The sequence below is a fragment of the Paucibacter sp. Y2R2-4 genome (genome assembly GCF_025717535.1).
Taxonomy (GTDB): Bacteria; Pseudomonadota; Gammaproteobacteria; order Burkholderiales; family Burkholderiaceae_C; genus Paucibacter_A.
In genome coordinates this window covers 1,471,920-1,489,322 of record NZ_JAJIRO010000001.1, presented here as the reverse complement: position 1 = coordinate 1,489,322, position 17,403 = coordinate 1,471,920, and the positions used below count along the sequence as shown (strand labels likewise).

Sequence of the window (17,403 nt, the reverse complement as noted above, 5' to 3'; positions counted from 1 at the left end):
AGCACTCGATCAGTGATGCCACATCAGCAGGCGGGTGCCGGCGGTGTCGAGATTGCCGATGGCAATTGAACCCATGGAGGCGCTGCTGTTGAAGCTGCCGGCGCCGGCGGAAATTACATCCGAGAGCTTGAGCTGCGCATTCAGATTGCTAGCGCCCAAGGTGACCACAGTGCCGCCTTGGCCGTCGTAGCCCAGCTGCAGCGCGTTGCTGAAGCCGGCAGCCTTGACGGCGGCCGCGAATTCGGCGGGCGAGAGCTTGGACTTCTCGGCGTTCAAACGGTCCAGGCTCAGCAAGTCTTGCAGCAGCGGCAGGGGCAGTCCGGGCAGGCCGGCGCTCAGCAGGTTTTGTTGTTGGCCCCCGTTGACGCCGCGCATTTCATCGTCGGCGAGCGGCTGTGGTGCGGCCCAAGCTGCGCTGGCCATGACCAGGGCTGAAGCGCACAGCAGCAGAGTCCGGGTGAGGTTTGGGGCGTGCAGCATGAACATGGTGAGGACGTCCTTGGGCTTGAGTTTGCGAGGCCACAGTCGACCTCTGGATGCAATTCTCAAAGCCGAACCCCCGGCTGAACAGGGCTTGGCGGGCACGTAAGAGCCCGGTTCGTGACATCCTCAGCAGTCCGTTTGATTTGCTGCGAAGGCGCTGGCGGCGGGCTTGGGGCGCGCCTTCGCTCAATCGTGACGCAGTTCTCGAACTCAGAAGGCTTCGGCCATCGACAGCACCTGCAGTCGCGTCGCGACGGCGCTCAAAGCGATCTGGTGCAGCATCTCGCTGACGGTGCAGCAGCAGTCGCCCAAGATGCTGACCTTGGCGTAGCGATCGGCCGAGCGCGAGATCGCGGTGTGGGTGACGCAGTTGTGCGTCATCATGCCGGCCACAAAGAGTTCGCTCACACCCAGCTGGGAGAGCGTGGCCTCCAGCGTGGTGCCGACAAAAGCGTCCGCATGCCGCTTGATGACGATGGGGGCATCGGGGGCAGCGGCCAAGATGCGCGGGTGAATCGCCACGCCTTCGCTGTCGGCGTTGAAAAATGGCGCCGGGCCGCGTGCCGGGTCGACCACATGTTGGATGTGCACGATGGGCATACCGGCGGCGTGCGCTTTTTGGATGGCTTGCTCGATGCGGCTCAGCGTGCCCTCGGGGTCGTGCAGCGGGAACATGCCGCCGGCGAAATAGTCCATTTGGATGTCGATCAGCAAGAGGGCTTGGTGGGAATGGCTCATGGTGTGGGTCTCGGTGGCTTGAATGAAGTGAATCGATGCCTGCATTGTTCGCAGCCAGGGCCTGGGTGACGAGTGGCCTGAGTGACATTGAGCGATAGGATCGGGCCAAAGGTGGGCATCGTCCTGCTCAATGCCGAGGAAGCAGCTTTGAAATCCAAAAAACACTCGATTGCGGTGCTGGCCTTTGACCAGATCAGCCCATTCCATCTGTCCGTGCCTTGCGCGGTGTTTGGCGAGTCGCATCCAGAGGCCCCGGCCTTCGACTTGCGGGTCTGCGCTGCCGAGCCAGGCCTGTTGCGCACCACGGCCGGCTTTGATCTGAGCGTCAATGCTGGGCTGGAGGCGCTGAAAGGGGCGCAGACCATCATCGTGCCGAGTTGGCGTGATCCACTGGAGCGCCCTTCGGAGGCCTTGTTGCAGGCCTTGCAGCGAGCGCACCAGCGCGGCGCGCAACTGGTGGGGCTGTGTCTCGGCGCCTATGTGCTGGCGGAGGCCGGCTTGCTGGATGGCCGCAGCGCCACCACCCATTGGGCCTATGCCGAGGACTTTGCGGCCCGCTTCCCGCGCGTCAAGGTCGATGCGGATGTGCTGTACATCGACGAAGGGGATGTGCTGACCTCGGCCGGCACGGCCGCGGGCATTGATGCCTGCTTGCATCTGCTGCGCCGCCAGTATGGGGTGGCGCCGGCCAACCGGGTGGCGCGCCGTCTGGTGGTGCCGCCGCACCGGCAGGGCGGGCAAGCCCAGTTCATTGAGCAGCCCCTGCCGGCGCGCACCCGCGACAGCCGTTTGTCGGTGGTGATCGACCAAGTGCGCGCCAATTTAGAGCAGGCGCACAGCCTGGATAGTTTGGCTGACAGCGTTTTGATGAGCCGGCGTACTTTTACTCGACGCTTTCGCCAGATGACCGGCAGCACCGTGGGCGAATGGCTCTTGAGTGAGCGCTTGGCGCGCAGCCAGCAACTGCTGGAAGGCAGTGATGCCTCCATCGAGCAGATTGCCGAGGCAGCAGGCTTTGGCTCGGCGGTTTCGCTGCGGCAGCACTTTCGAGCGGCGTTTGGCGTCTCACCGAGCGCCTGGCGGCAGACCTTTCGTGGCGGAATTGGTGAGCGTTAGTAGCAAGTTAGGGGGACGGATCCTCCGCGATGTAGGACACACTGACGACATACCGATGCCGAGAATGAGGAGACATTCGCGATAGCCGGCTTTTGCAGTCCAGGTGGCTGTGAAGTCCGGCTGAGGGTGTCACTTCAAGGAGGCCTGGTAATGGCGAAACGAAGCGTGATGTCGGTCTGGGCCGGTGGCCTGCAGCGCAGCCTCCAACAGGCCGCACGGCGCCAGATGCAGTTGGGGGCAAAGGCCTTGAGTCGCTCGATCAAGAGCGCGTCAAAACCGAAGGTGGCAGCTGCGAGTGCTGCTCCGGCCCCAAAAGTGCTTGGTGATTGGCTTTCCGGTGTGGCCATGAGCACGGCCGGTGCCCGGCGTTTCAAGCTGTATCGCCCACCGTTGCTGCTGCCCGGGGAACGCTTGCCCTTGCTGCTGATGCTGCATGGCTGCGGCCAAACGGCCAATGCATTTGCGATCAGCACCCGCATGAACAGCTTGGCGGCACGCGAACGTTTTATGGTGCTCTACCCGGAACAAGACCGATTGGCCAACCCTCAGGCATGTTGGAACTGGTTCGATACGGCCTCGGGCAAAGCCTATGGCGAGGCGGGTTTGATCCTGCGCGCGCTGGACCAGGTTTGCGCACGCCATCCGGTCGACCGCAGCCGGGTGGCCGTGGCGGGCTTGTCGGCAGGTGCCAGCATGGCGGCCCTGCTGGCTATTCGTCACCCCGAGCGCTTCAAGGCGGTGGTGATGCATTCGGGTGTGCCGCCCGGTACCGCGCACTCGGGCATCACGGCTTTGGGTGCGATGAAGGGGAGGCGCGCAACCCGGTCTTTGGCGGTCTCGGCCGCCGCCATGGGTTTGACGCCCGGGCCGATATTGCCACCCTTGCTGGTGATTCATGGTGGGCGCGACTTGGTGGTGGCTGATGACAACGCCCATGCCGCCGTACAGGCCTGGGCCGAGGCCACTGGCGCGCGCGCAGGACTAGCCCGGCAACAAGGGCGCGGTAAGCGCTACCCCATGCAGGTGACGGACTTCAAGGCCGGTCCGCGCATCGCCGCGCGCTTGGTGGAGGTGGGCCTGCTGGCGCACGCCTGGAGCGGCGGCGCTAAAAGCCAGGCTTTTAGTGATCCGCAAGGGCCCGATGCCTCGCGTCTGCTGTGGCGGTTTGTGCTGCGGCAGTTTGCGTGCTGATCTGACCCCTAGCTTGAAGATTGAGTGTCCTCATCTGCGATGCAATACTGAGTTGGCCCTAATTGCAAGATTTAGCGCATTGCGGGGCGATCTGTTTTGGACACTGGAGATATCCATGCAAACTTTGCGACGCTTGCGGCAAGTGTTGAGTGCAGTGTTCTTTGCTGGCTGCTTGATGTCCGGCTCTCTGACTCAGGCTTCAGCGATTGTGACCTTTGATGATCTGATTCAAGGTCAAGTTAGCTATGGCTTCGATGGGGATGCCGATGGCATCAATGATGTGGTGTTCTCCACCTCAGACCCCGCGGGCTTCAACACGATCGGGCCTGGCGTAGAGCAAAGCTTTGTGCATGAGCCGGGCTTGGAGGGGACGTCTTTGTTGAACCCCGACTTGCGCGTTGATTTCCTTCGCGGTGCAACAGGGAACATCAAATTCGGTTTTGCCCTGCTTTCGACATCTGAAAGTCCAGACTGGTTTGCCAGCTTCAAGGTCTTTGATGCCAATCATGTGCTGCTTGGTAGTGTCAGCGCGGCTGGGGCTTTTTCAGTCATCGGGTCTGGGCAAAGCTCATTCCCTGAAGGGCAGATTTCGCTCAGTTTTGCCGGTGTTGCTGCGTATGGGCTTTTTGATTTCGCTTCACAAGGGGGTCGTTTCATCATGGACGACTTTGCCGGCGACTTTGGCAGCGTGGTTCCTGAGCCCTCGACCTGGGCTCTGCTTTTGTTGGGCTGCGGGATGCTGCTGCTCTTGAGGCGCCGCCCTCAGTTCTGACTAGCGGAAGTCCCGGCTCTTCTCCAGGCCCAGGCGCCCCAGCAGCGGCGTCAAGTCATCAAACGTGCGCGCGATCAAGTTGCGCACGCCGTTTTCAAACTGCCAGATACCGTGCACCGCCAAGAGCTTGGCGGCCAGCACGGTGCGGCGGTGTTCGGCGTAGACATCGGGCCAGACGATCACTTGCACGCTGCCGCTTTCGTCTTCCAGGCTGATGAAGAGCACGCCCTTGGCGGTTTGCGGCCGTTGCCGCACGGTGACGATGCCGCAGACATGGGCGCGCTTGCCATTCGGCCAGTCTTGCATTTGTTCGGCGCTTTTCAGCCCTAGGCGTGCCAGGCGAGGGCGCAGCAATTGCAGCGGGTGGCTGCGCAGGGTCAGGCCCAGCGAGGCGTAATCCCAGACGACTTCCTCGCCTTCGGGGGCCTCGGGCAGATCGAGATCGGCCTCGGCGCTGAAGGCGCTTTGCAAGAGCTTGGGTTGGCTGCGCAGGGCCGAGGCCTGCCAGACCTGTTGCCGGCGCTGGCCGGCCAGCGACATCAAGGCGTCGGCAGCGGCCAGTTGCTGCAAGTCTTGTTGGTCCAGGCCGGCGCGCAGGGCCAAGTCTTGCGTGTCGCGAAAGGGCGGGCCTTGGCGTCTTGCGTCTTCGATGCGCGTGGCCGCTGCGGTGCTCAGGCCCGAGATCAGATGCAGGCCCAGGCGCACGGCGGGTTGCTCACGGCCCTCTTGGCTGCCTGCTCGCGGCTCCAGCCGGCTCAAGCGTTCACTTTCATTCACATCGACGGCGCGCACTTCGATGCGGTGCCGACGTGCGTCTTGCACCAGCTGGCTGGGGGTGTAAAAGCCCAGCGGTTGCGAGTTCAGCAGGGCGCATAAAAAAGCCGCTGGCTCATGCCGCTTGACCCAGCAGCTGACGTAGGTGAGCAGGGCAAAGCTGGCCGCATGCGACTCCGGGAAACCGTAGGAGGCAAAGCCCTTGATCTGGCGAAAAATGGCCTCGGCGAACTCATCTTGGTAGCCGTTCTTGCGCATGCCGCTGAGGATTTTTTCGTGGAAGCGGGCCAGATCGCCGGGGCGCTTCCAGGCTGCCATGGCGCGGCGCAGCTGATCGGCCTCGCCGGCCGAGAAGCTGGCCGCAATCATGGCCACTTGCATCACCTGCTCTTGAAAAATCGGGATGCCGCAGGTGCGGGCTAGGGCCTCGCGCAGCTCGTCCTTGGGGTATTTGATTTGCTCGGGCGGCAGGGCGCGGTTTTTCAAATAAGGGTGGACCATGCCTCCGGCAATCGGCCCCGGCCGCACCAGCGCCACCTCGATCACCAGATCGTAAAAACAGCGCGGCTGCAGGCGCGGCAACATCGACATCTGCGCGCGCGATTCGATCTGGAACACGCCTACCGTGTCGGCCTGGCAGATCATGTCGTAGGTGGGCTTGTCGCCCTCGGGCACATCGGCCATGCCAAAGGGGCGGCTGCGCAGTGTGCTGATCAACTCAAAGCTGCGCCGCAGCGCGCTCAGCATGCCCAGGGCCAGCACATCGACCTTCATCAGGCCGAGCGCGTCGATATCGTCCTTGTCCCATTGGATGACGGTGCGGTCCGCCATGGCCGCGTTCTCGATCGGCACCAAGTGCGAGAGCGGCCCTTCGGTCAGCACAAAGCCGCCCGGGTGTTGGCTGAGGTGGCGCGGCATGCCCATCAGCTGGCGGGCCAGGCGCACCAGCTGGCGGATCTTGATATTGCCGGCGTCCAGGCCCAACTCGTCGAGCAGCTGCTGCAGGCGCTCATCGGGCAGCACTTCTTCGCTCCAGCCGCTGTGGTCTTTGGCGAGTTTTTCGACCAAGGCCTCGTCCATGCCCAGCGCGCGGCCGACGTCGCGGATCGCGCTGCGTGGGCGGTAGCTGATGACCACGGCAGTCAGCGCGGCGCGCTCGCGGCCGTATTTGCGGTAGAGGTACTGGATCACCTCTTCGCGCCGCTCATGCTCAAAGTCCACATCGATATCCGGCGGCTCATTGCGCTCGCGGCTGATGAAGCGCTCGAACAGCACGGCGCTGCGCGCTGGGTCCACCTCGGTGATGAACAAGCAAAAGCAAACGGTGCTGTTGGCGGCCGAGCCGCGCCCCTGGCAGAGGATTTTTTCGCTGCGCGCAAAGGCCACGATATCGGCCACGGTCAGAAAGTAATGCTCATAGCCGAGCTCATGGATCAGGCTCAGCTCATGCTCGATTTGGGCGCGCAGTTTGGCGGTGAGGCCGCCGGGCCAGCGCTTGGCTGCGCCGGCCTCGGTCAATTGGCGCAGATGGCGCGCCGGGGTGCTGCCGGGCGGAATCACCTCGCTGGGGTAGTGGTAACGGATCTCGTCCAGCGAGAACTGGCAGCGCGCCGCCAGCACCAGCGTTTGCTCCAGCAGATCGGGCGGATAGAGCTGGGCCAGGCGCAAGCGGCTGCGCAGATGTTGCTCGGCATTGACTTGCAGATCGATGCCGCACTGGGCGATGGGGCGGTTCAGCCGGGTGGCCGTCATCACGTCTTGCAGCGGCTTGCGCGAGCGGCGGTGCATCTGCACATCGCCACAGGCCAGCAGCGGCAGCGCGGTCTGTTCGGACAGCCGGCGCATGCGCAGCAGCCACATCTCATCGCTCAGCTCGCGCAACAGGGTCACGCCGATCCAGCTGCGGCCGGGGCAGTGGCGCAGCAGCCAGCGTGCCGGGGCCAGTAGAGAGTCTTCGTTCCCGCTCAGCGGCGCCTGCCGGGGCGGCAGCAGCACCATCAGGCATTCGCTCAAGGCCTCGGCGCGCAGGGCGGAGAAGCGCAGGCAGTAGCTGCCCTTGTCGGCGGCGCGGCGCAGATCGGTGATGAACTGGCAGAGCTGCTGGTAGGCGCGTAAATTCGGCGTCAGCACCAGCAACTTGAAGAGTGGGTCGCCCGTCTCATCGAGCACGCTGAACTCGGCTCCGATGATGAGCTTCAAGCTGCAGGCCTTGGCCGCCACATGGGCGCGCACCACGCCGGCCAGCGAGCATTCATCGGTCATGGCCAGGGCGCTATAGCCCAGCTCATGGGCGCGTTCGACCAGCTCGGCTGGGGTGGAGGCGCCGCGCAAAAAGGAATAGTTGCTCAGGCAGTGCAGCTCGGCGTAGGCGCAGCTGAATCCGGCGGTGGACCGTGGCGTCATGCAAACACCCCGTGCAAGAACCAGCCATGTTCGGCGTCGGAGAGGCGCTGCTGAAACACCCACAGCACGATGTGGCCAGCGCTCAGGGCCAGGAAATAGTCGCGCTGCATTTGCGCGGTTTCGGGCTGGCCCTGAGTCGCCTTGGTGGTTCGGGTGGATGGTTCGTCCAGGGTCTGCCACCAACCGCCTTCAATGCGCTGTGGCCCGGCCAGCAATTGCAGCGCCGCTTGTTGGTACTGCGGCTGGTCCTGGCGCACAGCCAGGCGCAGCGGCGGCTCCAGCAGCCAGGTGGGTTGCGGGTAGCTGGCGGCGCGCACCGCGGGCGCTGTGGCGTTTGCGCTCGCCTGGGTCCAGGGCAGCCAGTGCTGCATGGCCTCCAGCCGGTGGTCTTCTTGCAGTCGCCCGCAACGCACCCGGTCGGCGCCCAGACGCACCGACAGCCGCTCCAGCAGCTGCGGCAGCGGTTCATGGGCTTGCTCGGGTGCGGCCGGCAGCAGGCTGGCCGTGCTTTCTTGCAGCGGCAGCACCTCGCCCGCTTGCAGGCGGATCTCGCCGGCCGGCGCGTCCAGGGTCTGCAAGGCCAGATGCTCGCCCAGCAGGCGCGAGAGATGGCCGAAGTCGCGGGTGGTGCAGGCGGTGTGCAGGCTCAGGCTGCCGCCCCGGCCCGCGCTGCGGGCGCGCATCGCGTCATGTTCCCAGTGCAGGCTGAGTTGCTGGATGCCGGCATGGCGGGCTGCCAGCCAGGCGCAGAGTTGCCGCAGCAAATGCTGGGCATAGTGCAGCAGCAGTGGCGCATGTTCGACCCGGAAAGGCAACTCCAGCCGGGCCTCGAACTGCGCCGGCGCTTGCAGCCAGACATGGGCCTCGGCGCGTTGGCCATGGGCTTGGTCCAGGGCTTGCTGCGCCGCCGGCCCGAAGCGTCGCGACAGGCCGGCACGCGGCAGCCGCCGCACATCACCCAGCGTGCGGCAGCCCAGTCGGGCCAGCATCGGCGCCTGCGCTTGCACCGCGCTCAGGCTGTGCAGCGGCAGACCGTCCAGCAGCGGTGCCAGCGCCTGGCTCAGGCCGTCGCGCTGCCCCGCACGGGCCAGTGCCAGGGCGGCCAAGCTGTTCGGCGCCCAAGCCATGGCGGCGAGCCGCAAGCCACTCTCCGCGGCCTCGCGCTGGATGCGGCGATGCAGAGTGGCCGCGCCCCCAAACAGGCGCAGGCAGGCGGCCACTTCCAGCACCACGGCGTCTTCCAGCAGAGCCACCTTGGGCGTGAACTGCAGTGCCCACCAAGCCAGCGCCTGCTGGACCTGTTCGGGTGCTGCACTCCAGCCCTGGGCTTCATCCGGGGCTGCGGGCGGGCAGAGCAGGGCGAGCCAATGCATGGCGGGCCTCCGCGGTGGCGTGCAGGGTCGTTGCGACCGGCACTGGGATGGCGGTGGGCTGGCGTGACGCTGCTCGTGACTGCTGCGCCAGGTGCAGCATCTGCGGCGTCAGCACCCGGCCCAGATCGGCCGGCAGGGCGGGCAAACTCAACACGCCTTCATGCAGCGGCCCGCGCCGCTTGAGGATGTTCAACTGCAGGTTCCAGCCCGGCCCGGTGCTCAGGCTGACGCGCAGCGGCGCGGCCGAGGATTGCCCAGCCATGGCCAGCGGACGAAACAGAAACACCGGCGCTTGCATGGCCTGGGCGCAGCTTTGCAGGCGCCGGATCTGCTCGGGCCGCGCCTGCGGCAGCCAGGCCAGGATGGCGGCGCTGGCATTGGCCTTGATGGCCTGTTCCAGCGCCCAAAGCTGCTGAGCCGGTGTTTCTGGTGCCACCCAGATCAGGTGCTGGGCTGGCAGGCCGCAGGCGTGCAGGCCGGGCAAATGTGGGCTGAGAGGCGGGTTGATCAGCAGCAGGGGCTGTTGCGGGCTTGCTGTGGCATTTGCTGCGGCACTTGGCCGCTTGAGGGGCGGCGCGCCCGCCTGCATGCGTGCGCGGCTGCGGCGTGCGCCAGCCGCCGTGCGCAGGCCCGTGCCGGGCGCGTCGGCCAGCAGCAGGCGCAGCGCGGGGGCGAGCAGGCGCCATTCCAGCGTGGCCACGCTGTCGCAGAGGATTTCGCTCAGGCTTTGCAGGGGCCAGCCGCCGCCGGGCAACTCGGCATCCAGGGCTGCAAAACCGCTGCTGACTGCAGGCACTTGGCTGGCTGTGCTGCCTGCCCCTAAGCTGCTGGCGCGCCAGACCTGGGCTTGCAGGCGGGCGTCCAGCTGGGCTTCCGGGCGTTGGGGGAGGGGGCTTAACATGGTCATTTAACTGTATTTTTATACAGTATATGGGTGCGCCGTTTTCTTGCAAGCACCGGGTTTGCCGCGTCGCTGCCTTTGGCGGGTATGCGGGCATGTGGGCTTGGGGTGATGGGACTGATTTTTTGTACAGCCGCACTTTTTGAGGTTTAGCATCCCCCGTATCTGCGGGGCTGCTGCTCGCCAAGCCCCCCGCATAGAATGATGTGGCATTGATTTCGGATGGGTGGCGCAGATCGCAAGGGTGACGAACAAGCACGGACTTCAAGGTCTGCTGTGGCTGGCATGCCTGATTTCAGGCCCGGCCGCGTATGCCATGCCGGTGCTGATTTCATCAGGCCAAGAGTCGAGCGAGCTGAGCCCGCTGAGCGCCAGTCTCAGTGCCAGCGCCAACAGCCATGGCCACGGCCACGGCCACGCCCACGCCCACCGGGTTCAGCCTGCGGCTGCGAGCCACCTGTCTGCCAAGCTGCAAAACCTGGACGAGGCCAGTTCGGTGGCGCCGATGAATGAGCTGCTGGGCGATGTATCGAAGCATTCGCATGCGACTGCTGCCGCTGCAGAGTCAGTGTTGGGCGTAGGCGCAACACAGTTGCGGCGCGAGCAGGGGTCTGAACATGAGCTCATGCGCAGCGCCGTGAAGGAGCTGGAGATCGTCGCCGATGTCAAAAATGTCTTGCAAGGGGTGCGCGCTGAGTTGCATCAGGTCACCGGCGGGCATTTGGCGAGCATTCAAGACGACCATTCAGCCGAACTGGCGAGTCTGAGCCGGCGCATCGAAGAGGGCCAAAACAAGCGCTACGGGGATAGCTCTGCGAATGACCGCCCTCGCTCGGATGCAGAAATCAGGGCGGACTCCATGCGAGCCTCTCTGCTGGTGAGCCAGCTGATCGACGAGATCACACCCTGGGCGATTGGCGCGGGCGTGCTGCTGGCTCTGTTCCATGCGACCCGAGCGATGCTGCGCCTGCAGGCGGGGCGGCAATTGAAAGCGGTGCGGGCGGCCGGCGAGTCTCGGCGCGCTTCCAGTCGCTCTAGCTCTAGTTCCAGCTCCAGCAACTCGCTCACAGATACCGCCGCGCGGATCGGTGTGCGGCGGTCCGAGCGTTCCGGGACTCATTCCGGGATGCGCTCCAGCTCAAATTCAAGCTCGCGATCTAGCTCCCGCACAGGCAGCCGATCGCGGCGCAAATGGATCTAGGCGCTAGGCTTTAGCGCCTCTTGATTTACTGCGGTGTCGCGCGCTTGCGCCGCAGCCCCGCCAGCAAGCCCAGTCCACCCAGCAGCAAGGCGTAGCTTTGCGGCTCCGGCACAGCGGCGGCGAGCTGGTAGTGGTAGAGGTTGACGTGCAGATTCGGGTTGCTCAGCGATTGGTCGCTGCGATCTGGGTCGACGATCAACTCCACATACATGTCCAGCGAGCCATTGCTGTTCTGGCGTAGGGCAATGCCCTCAATCTCCAAGTCGCCCTCGGGCTTAGGAATGTTCAACACTTCTTCGACATGGCCGGTCAGCAGGTGGCTGCGGTAAATGGTTTGATTGGCGTTGTCCGAGGCCATATAGAGCCAGTCGCCCACCACCTTGGCCCCTTGGATGCGGCTCAGCGAGCTGTCCAGTTGGAGGGTGTGGCTGAAGCTCCAGTCGTTCAAGTTGTAGACATTGATCGTGTTGCCATTGCGCCATTCCTTGCCATAACCATAGCCTCGCGCGGCATCCACCGCGACCCAGCTGGCCAGATCATCATTCGGGTTGGCGGCCGTGCCGGCAAGCTGGTAGCTTTTGCCGGTGTAGCTCAGATCGGCGGCGTTGAAGAGGGCGACATGGGGCTGCTTGTAGCCGTGGGTGTTGTCCAGCGAGGCGTAGATGATGCCGTCGTGCACATCGATGTCGCCGATATGGTCCAGGCCTTGGGCCAGCAAGGGCATTGGGATGCCTGGGCTCAGCTGACCGGTGATCGACAGGTTGGAATTGCGCTGCAGCGAATTGAAATTGGCGTCGCTGCGTTCCAGCCCGTACTGCCAGGAGAACACAAACTCATTGCCATTCACCGCCATGCCCTGGCTGCGGTAGATGCCGGTGAATGAGCCCGGCGGTTGATGCAGATAGAAGGCCTGCACATCAGCAAGTTGCCAGTTTTGCGAGTCTTGGGCGGCCAAGGCCGGGCTCATGGCCGTGGCCAAGGCCAGGCCGACAACAGCGCCAAGCTGTTTGGCAGGGTTGAGTCGCGATGGGCAGGGGGAAGTCGAGCGGCTGTGCATGATGAAAAGGCCTCCGGTTGAGTGCTTAGGACAAAGTTGAACCCTAGGCCTTGGCGATGACAGGGTCGCGTCGCTTGAAGCGCCGGGCATGAGCCCGTCGGCTCAATGCGGGCTCAGTGAGCGCTCATTGCAGACTCACGCGGGCGATTAGCGAGTCAATGCATGTCTCGGCAAGCGATAGCATGTGCCTTTCATCGAGTGAGACCTGCTGTGATGCCTGAAACCTCATCCCCATCCACCTCCTCTTCATCTTCGTCGTCCTCCCGTTTGATCCTGGGCTGTATGGGCTTAGGGGGCGGCTGGGACTCGCAGCCGCTGAGTGAGGCCGATATCGCCAAGGCGCAGGCCGCCGTGGAGGCCGCCTTGTCCGTGGGCATCACCCGCTTCGACCATGCCGACATCTACACCTTGGGCAAGGCCGAGCAAAGCTTTGGCGAACTGTTCAAGCGTCAGCCCTCCTTGCGCGCCCGCCTGCAACTGCAAAGCAAGTGCAGCATCCGTTTTGCCGATGCTACAAGCCCGCAGCGTTATGACTTGTCGTGCGCGCACATCCTGGCCAGCGTCGAGGCCAGCCTGAAGCGCTTGCACACCGATCACCTCGAGGTCTTGCTGCTGCATCGGCCCGACCCCTTGATGGAGGCAGCCGAGTTGGCCGAAGCCTGGACGCGCCTGAAGGCTGCAGGCAAGGTCGGGCGGCTGGGGGTGTCGAATATGCATGCGGCGCAGATGCGCATGATCAGCGCCGCCATCGGTGAGCCCTTGGCGGCCAATCAGCTGGAGATGAGCTTGCTCAAGCGCGATTGGCTGGACTCTGGCACCTGCTTCAACGATGGGCAGGCTGTGCCTGCCGCCTCGGCGTGGGGCGACACGCTGGACTTCTGCCAGCGCGAAGGTGTGGAACTGCAAGCCTGGGGCGCCTTGGCGCGCGGGCTTTACAGCGGTGCCGCGCCGGCCGATGCGCCCGTCGCGGTGCAGGCCACGGCGCGCTTGGTGGCGGACTTGGCGGCGCAACAAGGTGTCTCCCGCGAGGCGCTGGTGCTGGCTTGGCTGCTGCGTCATCCGGCCGGCATTCAAGCGGTGATCGGCAGCAGCGATCCGGCCCGCATCCGCGCTTGCGCCGAGGCGCAGCAGCTTTCGCTCAGCCGGGAGCTCTGGTATCAGCTCTATTTGTCAGCACGAGGTCGTGCGCTGCCCTGAGTCGGCTCAGGCCGCATTCAGCGGCAAGCTCAGCTCCACCCGGCAGCCCGAGCCGGGCGCGCTGTGCAGTCGGATCTGGCCCTTCAGGCTCTGGGTCACCAAGCGATAGACCATGTGCAGGCCCAGACCTGAGGAACCCTGACCGAGGCGGGTGGTGAAAAAGGGATCGAAGACCCGCGCCAGATGTTCGGCTTCGATGCCTTTGCCATTGTCTTCCACGCACAGCACATAACCTTGCTGATCAACGGCGCCTGAGATCATCAAACGGCGCTGCGCTGCGCTGTTTTCAAAGCCGTGAACAAGGCTGTTCTCGATCAGCTGGGCCAAGACCTGACCCAGTGCGCCGGGGTCGCCGCGCAAGGTGAGCGTGGGCAGTTCCTGGCACTCAAGCTCGACTTGTTGGGCGCGCAGGGCGGGGGCCATCACGGCCAAGGTGTTGTCGATCACCTGCTGTGGTTTGAAGTCCAGCACCTGCGCGCTGGACTGTTCGATCGCCAGCGCCTTGAAACGGCCGACCAGATCGGCCGCCTTGACCAGGCTGCGGTCTGCAATGTCCAGGCCCAGGGCCAGTTCCTTGTGCAGTTGCGTCAGGTCTTGGCGGCGCAGTCGATTCTCTTCAAACGCTTGTCGATGACTGTGCAGGCTGTCGCTCATGGTGCTGGTGGCCAGCAGCGCGTTGCCGATGGGGGTGTTCAGTTCATGGGCCACACCGGCCACCAGATGCCCCAAGGCCAGTTGCTTCTCGCGTTCCAGCAGCAGGCGCATGGCGTGTTCGAGTTCCCGCCCGCGTTCCTCGACCTTGATCTCCAAGGCATCGCGGGCTTCTTGCAAATCGGCTTCAGCCCGGCGGCGCACTTCAATCTCACCCTGCAGGCGCAGCAAGCTGGCGTTGAGCTGGCGGTTGCGCTCGGCCAACTCCAGCTCCAGCTGATTGCCATGTTTGCGCAGGTATTCGTTCTGCGCCTGGGTGCGGGCGTGGTCCAGCATGCCCAGCATGCTGTTGCTGTTGTTGATGCGCATGGCGCGCAGCTGCGACTGCGTCAGCTCCAACTGTTCCTTGCGTGCGCTCAGGGCTTCTTCCAGAAAACCGGCCTCCTCGGCGCATTCGGCGCGGCGGCGCAGGGCTCGGCCCAGAATTGGCCATTGCGACTGGGCGCGAGCGTTGTCTCGGGCTTGGTGAAATAGCGCAATGGCCTCGCTGTACTGCTTGGCCTTCCAGGCGATCAAGGCCTTGTTCTGCAGCAAAAAGGTCTGCTGGTCTTTGCTGATGGGGTGAGCGCTGTGGGTGGCCTCGGCCACGGCCAGCAGGCGGCGGGCTTCGTCCAGATGCCCGGTCCACAAGCGTTGATTGGCGAGGTTGACCGCGTCACGAAAGAGTCGGGCCGGTTGCTCCAGCGTCAAGGCCTCGGCATAGAGAATTTCTTGCCAGTAAGTGGCCTCGGCGGCGCGATCCAGGAAGGAATACGCGGCCGCCAAATTGACCAGCAAGCTGTAGCGCTGCTCGGTACTGAGTCGAGCCAGTCTCTCTGCGTCGCGGGCCCAGGGCTCCAAGCGGTCCACCGCCTCTTGGTACATCTCAGCGTCATGCAGGATCTTGGCCGTCAGATTGAGGCAGCGAAACAGCTGCTCTTGGTCTTGCAGCGACTCGTACAGCGTTTCTGCTCGACCCAGCGAGGCCAGGGCCAAAGCGCTCAGATGCGATTTGCTTTGCAGGCGTGCCAGACAAGTCAAGACGTCGGCGAGCGGGTAGGGCGCATGCTCACGTTCATGCAATTGCTCGGCCCGGTCGACCAGTGCAAAAGCCTGGTCGACCATGGCTTGGTCGATGTCCTGGCTCAGCTTGTGGCGTAACTCGCGGGCCTCCAGGCGGATGAGATTGCCGGGGCTGCTGGGCGGGTGTTGCCGCAGGGCCTGCAAGGCGGCCAGAACCTGGGCCTGCTGGCCGCTATCAATATCGGCATCCAGACACCGGAGCGCGTCTGAAAAACTGTCTTGTGGATGGCCCGACGAGGGCTTGTCCATGGGGGCAGCCTGTTCTTCCATGCTTTTGCAAACGAGGCCCGTGTGATCGGTCGCTTGAATCGATCTGGTCGATCTTAATGTCCGCCCTGTCGGGAAGGATAGCAGCACTGCGCAGGCAAAAGCTGCGCGAACAGCCAGAACTGCGGCGCCGGCTCAGGCGACTGTGGCGTCGCTCGACCCGGCGCAGGACTGTGGCCTCAGGGCTTGCTGGCCAGCAGGGTTTCGAGCTGATCCATCGCCCGGTTCATGCGCCGCACCAGGGCGCGGTAGGGCTCGGGTGAGGCCAGGTCCAGACCGGCAGCGCGGGTCAGCGGATAGGGGTCGGCCGAGCTGCCGGCCTTGAGCATGGCGAAATAACGCTCACGTAGATTGGTGTCGCCCTTGGCGATGCCTTCGGCGAAGAAGGCCGCCGCGCTGACGCAGGTGGCGTACTGATAAACGTAGAAGTCGCGGTAGAAGTGCGGGATGTACGCCCACTCGATGCCGTAGAGCTCATCGATTTTGACCACGCCTTGGGCGTCACCGTGGTAACGCTTGAGCAGGTCCAGATAGATCTTGCTCAAGCCTTCGCCGGTGATGGGCTCGCCCTTCTCGGCGGCTTCATGCGAAGCCAGTTCGAACTCGGCAAACATGGCTTGGCGGAAGAAGGTGGAGCGCAGGTTCTCGAGCTGCTGGCTCAGCGCAAAGATCTTCTCGTCGCGAGTTTTTGCGTTCTCCACCATGTAGTCGGCCAGCAGCAGCTCATTGGCAGTGGACGGGATCTCGGCGATGAAGGTGGCGTAGCCCGAGGTCTCGAAGGGCTGCGAGTTCGAGTACACCGTGTGCATCGCGTGGCCCCACTCATGCGCCAGCGTCGAGACGCTGTTGTAGTCGCCGTTGTAGCTCATCAAGAGATAGGGGTGCACATCGTAGGCCGAGCCGTTCATATAGGCGCCCGAACGCTTGCCGCGCTGCGGCAGCGAGTGCATCCAGTTCTGCTTGAAGGCGGCGCCCAGCTGGCGGGTGTAGTCCTCGCCCAGCGGCTTCAGTGCGGCCAGCGTCAGGGCCTCGGCCTCGGCCTGGCTGTACTGCCCCGAGGGCTTGGCCAGCGGCACATACATGTCTTGGTAGCCCGCTTGCTTCAGCTTCAGCACCTTGCTGCGCAATTGCAGATAGCGGTGCAGGGCCGGCAGGCCGGCATTGGCTTCTTGCACCAGGGTGCGGTAGACCGCCTCGGGCACGTTGTATTCGGCCTGAGCCATCGCCACGCTGGAGGGGTAGTTGCGGGCCTTGGCGTTGAAAACGGTGCCGCGCAGATTGGCGGCATAAATGGCGCCCAGGGTGCGCTCATAGGATTTGTAGACCGGCCAGAAGGCGTTGAAGACTTGGCTGCGCACCTTGGCATCCGGGTCGGAACGGTAGGCGACGTATTGTTCTTGGTCCAGCACCACGGTCTTGCCGCGAATCTTCAGCTTGGGCCAGGGCAGGTCGGCATTGGTCAGCAGGTTGTAGATCTGGCCGGGCTGTTGCAGCGCTTCGCTGGAGGCGGCCAGCAGCGCTTCTTCCTTGGGGCTCAGCGTGTGCTCGGCCATGCGCAACATGGTCTGCAGCGACTGGCGGTGCTTGGTCAGGCCCGGCTCGGCGGCGATGAAGGCCTCCACCTTGGCGCGGCCGATGGCGGCGACTTCGGCGTTCACAAAGGAGCTGGCTTCACCGTACTGGTTGTAGGTGGAGTCGGCCATCTGGCGGCGCGACTGGTGCTCGGTGAGCTGGGTGTTCTCGTCCGCCTTCATGCTGGCGTAGGAGTGCAGACGGGCCAGGCGGCGCTGCAGACCGGACAGCAGGTCCAAGCCGGCCAGCATGGCCTTGGGGCTATTGCCCAGCGTGCCTTGCACCGCTTTGACCTTGGTGAACTCGGCCACCAAGGCTTGGCGCTCGGCTTCCCATTGCTGCTCGTTGGCATAGAGCTGGCTCAAGTCCCAGATCTGCGCGCTGGGGGCCGGGGTGGTGGCTGCGGCGGCCGGCGTGGTGGCAGCAGTGGATGCGGGGGCGGCACTAGCGCCAGCGGCGCTCAGCAGCGTCAGCGCTGCAGCAAGGGCAATTGCGGAAGGTTTCATCGGCGGTCTCTTCGCTTGTGGCTGAGGTGTCAGAGGTCTTCTTGTCTTGTGCCCTGAGCCTCGGCTTGAGGGCCTGCAG

Annotated in this window: 13 protein-coding genes; 5 read left to right on the top strand and 8 right to left on the bottom strand. The window is 64.3% G+C overall.

Going from position 1 to position 17,403, the window contains the following annotated elements; genetic code table 11:
• Window positions 1-9: 9 nt before the first annotated feature.
• Both LNV06_RS06570 and LNV06_RS06565 read right to left on the bottom strand, forming a co-directional pair.
• The gene (locus tag LNV06_RS06570) at window positions 10-486 is read right to left on the bottom strand and encodes a hypothetical protein (protein ID WP_263537403.1); all 477 of its coding nucleotides are present in this window, start codon (window positions 484-486) and stop codon (window positions 10-12) included.
• A 207-nt stretch (window positions 487-693) separates the two neighbouring features.
• Window positions 694-1,221 carry a cysteine hydrolase family protein gene (locus tag LNV06_RS06565; protein ID WP_263537402.1) on the bottom strand — a complete coding sequence of 176 codons (528 nt, stop codon included), beginning with the start codon at window positions 1,219-1,221 and terminating at the stop codon, window positions 694-696.
• A gap of 147 nt (window positions 1,222-1,368) precedes the next feature.
• Here LNV06_RS06565 and LNV06_RS06560 point away from each other — a divergent pair, with 147 nt between their 5' ends.
• The 3 genes from LNV06_RS06560 (at window position 1,369) to LNV06_RS06550 (ending at window position 4,300) form a co-directional block, all read left to right on the top strand.
• A complete protein-coding gene (locus LNV06_RS06560; protein ID WP_263537401.1) occupies window positions 1,369-2,337 on the top strand; it encodes a helix-turn-helix domain-containing protein in 969 nt (322 codons plus the stop codon).
• Window positions 2,338-2,487: 150 nt separating this feature from the next.
• Window positions 2,488-3,528 (top strand): extracellular catalytic domain type 1 short-chain-length polyhydroxyalkanoate depolymerase, encoded by a 1,041-nt coding sequence (locus tag LNV06_RS06555; RefSeq protein ID WP_263537400.1) that lies wholly within the window; start codon window positions 2,488-2,490, stop codon window positions 3,526-3,528.
• Between the two features lie 115 nt (window positions 3,529-3,643).
• Window positions 3,644-4,300 carry a PEP-CTERM sorting domain-containing protein gene (locus LNV06_RS06550; protein ID WP_263537399.1) on the top strand — a complete coding sequence of 219 codons (657 nt, stop codon included), beginning with the start codon at window positions 3,644-3,646 and terminating at the stop codon, window positions 4,298-4,300.
• Here the strand turns inward: LNV06_RS06550 and LNV06_RS06545 are convergent, their stop codons facing one another.
• The 3 genes from LNV06_RS06545 to LNV06_RS06535 are packed head-to-tail and all read right to left on the bottom strand — an operon-like array spanning window position 4,301 to window position 9,751.
• Complete coding sequence (locus LNV06_RS06545) at window positions 4,301-7,477, bottom strand: error-prone DNA polymerase (protein ID WP_263537398.1); 3,177 nt, start codon at window positions 7,475-7,477, stop codon at window positions 4,301-4,303.
• On the bottom strand, window positions 7,474-8,850 hold the full coding sequence (locus LNV06_RS06540) for a Y-family DNA polymerase (protein WP_263537397.1): 1,377 nt from the start codon (window positions 8,848-8,850) through the stop codon (window positions 7,474-7,476). Before LNV06_RS06540 ends, LNV06_RS06545 begins: the two co-directional genes overlap by 4 nt.
• Entirely contained in the window at window positions 8,807-9,751 is a 945-nt protein-coding gene (locus tag LNV06_RS06535; protein WP_263537396.1) for an ImuA family protein, read from the bottom strand. Before LNV06_RS06535 ends, LNV06_RS06540 begins: the two co-directional genes overlap by 44 nt.
• A gap of 244 nt (window positions 9,752-9,995) precedes the next feature.
• Between LNV06_RS06535 and LNV06_RS06530 the strand changes: the two genes are divergently transcribed.
• Entirely contained in the window at window positions 9,996-10,952 is a 957-nt protein-coding gene (locus tag LNV06_RS06530) for a hypothetical protein (RefSeq protein WP_263537395.1), read from the top strand.
• A 25-nt stretch (window positions 10,953-10,977) separates the two neighbouring features.
• Here LNV06_RS06530 and LNV06_RS06525 read toward each other — a convergent pair whose 3' ends face one another.
• Complete coding sequence (locus tag LNV06_RS06525; protein WP_263537394.1) at window positions 10,978-12,009, bottom strand: PEP-CTERM sorting domain-containing protein; 1,032 nt, start codon at window positions 12,007-12,009, stop codon at window positions 10,978-10,980.
• 213 nt (window positions 12,010-12,222) lie between these two features.
• On the opposite strand from LNV06_RS06525, the gene LNV06_RS06520 reads away from it, so the two are divergent.
• The gene (locus tag LNV06_RS06520; RefSeq protein ID WP_263537393.1) at window positions 12,223-13,206 is read left to right on the top strand and encodes an aldo/keto reductase; all 984 of its coding nucleotides are present in this window, start codon (window positions 12,223-12,225) and stop codon (window positions 13,204-13,206) included.
• 6 nt (window positions 13,207-13,212) lie between these two features.
• On the opposite strand, the gene LNV06_RS06515 is transcribed toward LNV06_RS06520, so the two are convergent.
• Together LNV06_RS06515 and pepF are read right to left on the bottom strand one after the other, a co-directional pair.
• Window positions 13,213-15,228: a sensor histidine kinase gene (locus tag LNV06_RS06515; protein ID WP_263537392.1), complete on the bottom strand. Its 2,016-nt coding sequence runs from the start codon at window positions 15,226-15,228 to the stop codon at window positions 13,213-13,215.
• Between the two features lie 197 nt (window positions 15,229-15,425).
• A complete protein-coding gene (pepF, locus tag LNV06_RS06510; protein WP_263537391.1) occupies window positions 15,426-17,324 on the bottom strand; it encodes an oligoendopeptidase F in 1,899 nt (632 codons plus the stop codon).
• Between the last annotated feature and the right edge of the window lie 79 nt (window positions 17,325-17,403).

Excerpts from the sequence above, each read along its gene's own strand:
- LNV06_RS06570 (WP_263537403.1), bottom strand. The coding sequence starts at position 486 with ATGTTCATGCTGCACGCCCCAAACCTCACCCGGACTCTGCTGCTGTGC.
- LNV06_RS06565 (WP_263537402.1), bottom strand. The coding sequence starts at position 1,221 with ATGAGCCATTCCCACCAAGCCCTCTTGCTGATCGACATCCAAATGGAC.
- LNV06_RS06555 (WP_263537400.1), top strand. The coding sequence starts at position 2,488 with ATGGCGAAACGAAGCGTGATGTCGGTCTGGGCCGGTGGCCTGCAGCGC.
- LNV06_RS06550 (WP_263537399.1), top strand. The coding sequence starts at position 3,644 with ATGCAAACTTTGCGACGCTTGCGGCAAGTGTTGAGTGCAGTGTTCTTT.
- LNV06_RS06545 (WP_263537398.1), bottom strand. The coding sequence starts at position 7,477 with ATGACGCCACGGTCCACCGCCGGATTCAGCTGCGCCTACGCCGAGCTG.
- LNV06_RS06540 (WP_263537397.1), bottom strand. The coding sequence starts at position 8,850 with ATGCATTGGCTCGCCCTGCTCTGCCCGCCCGCAGCCCCGGATGAAGCC.
- LNV06_RS06535 (WP_263537396.1), bottom strand. The coding sequence starts at position 9,751 with ATGTTAAGCCCCCTCCCCCAACGCCCGGAAGCCCAGCTGGACGCCCGC.
- LNV06_RS06525 (WP_263537394.1), bottom strand. The coding sequence starts at position 12,009 with ATGCACAGCCGCTCGACTTCCCCCTGCCCATCGCGACTCAACCCTGCC.
- LNV06_RS06520 (WP_263537393.1), top strand. The coding sequence starts at position 12,223 with ATGCCTGAAACCTCATCCCCATCCACCTCCTCTTCATCTTCGTCGTCC.
- LNV06_RS06515 (WP_263537392.1), bottom strand. The coding sequence starts at position 15,228 with ATGGACAAGCCCTCGTCGGGCCATCCACAAGACAGTTTTTCAGACGCG.
- pepF (WP_263537391.1), bottom strand. The coding sequence starts at position 17,324 with ATGAAACCTTCCGCAATTGCCCTTGCTGCAGCGCTGACGCTGCTGAGC.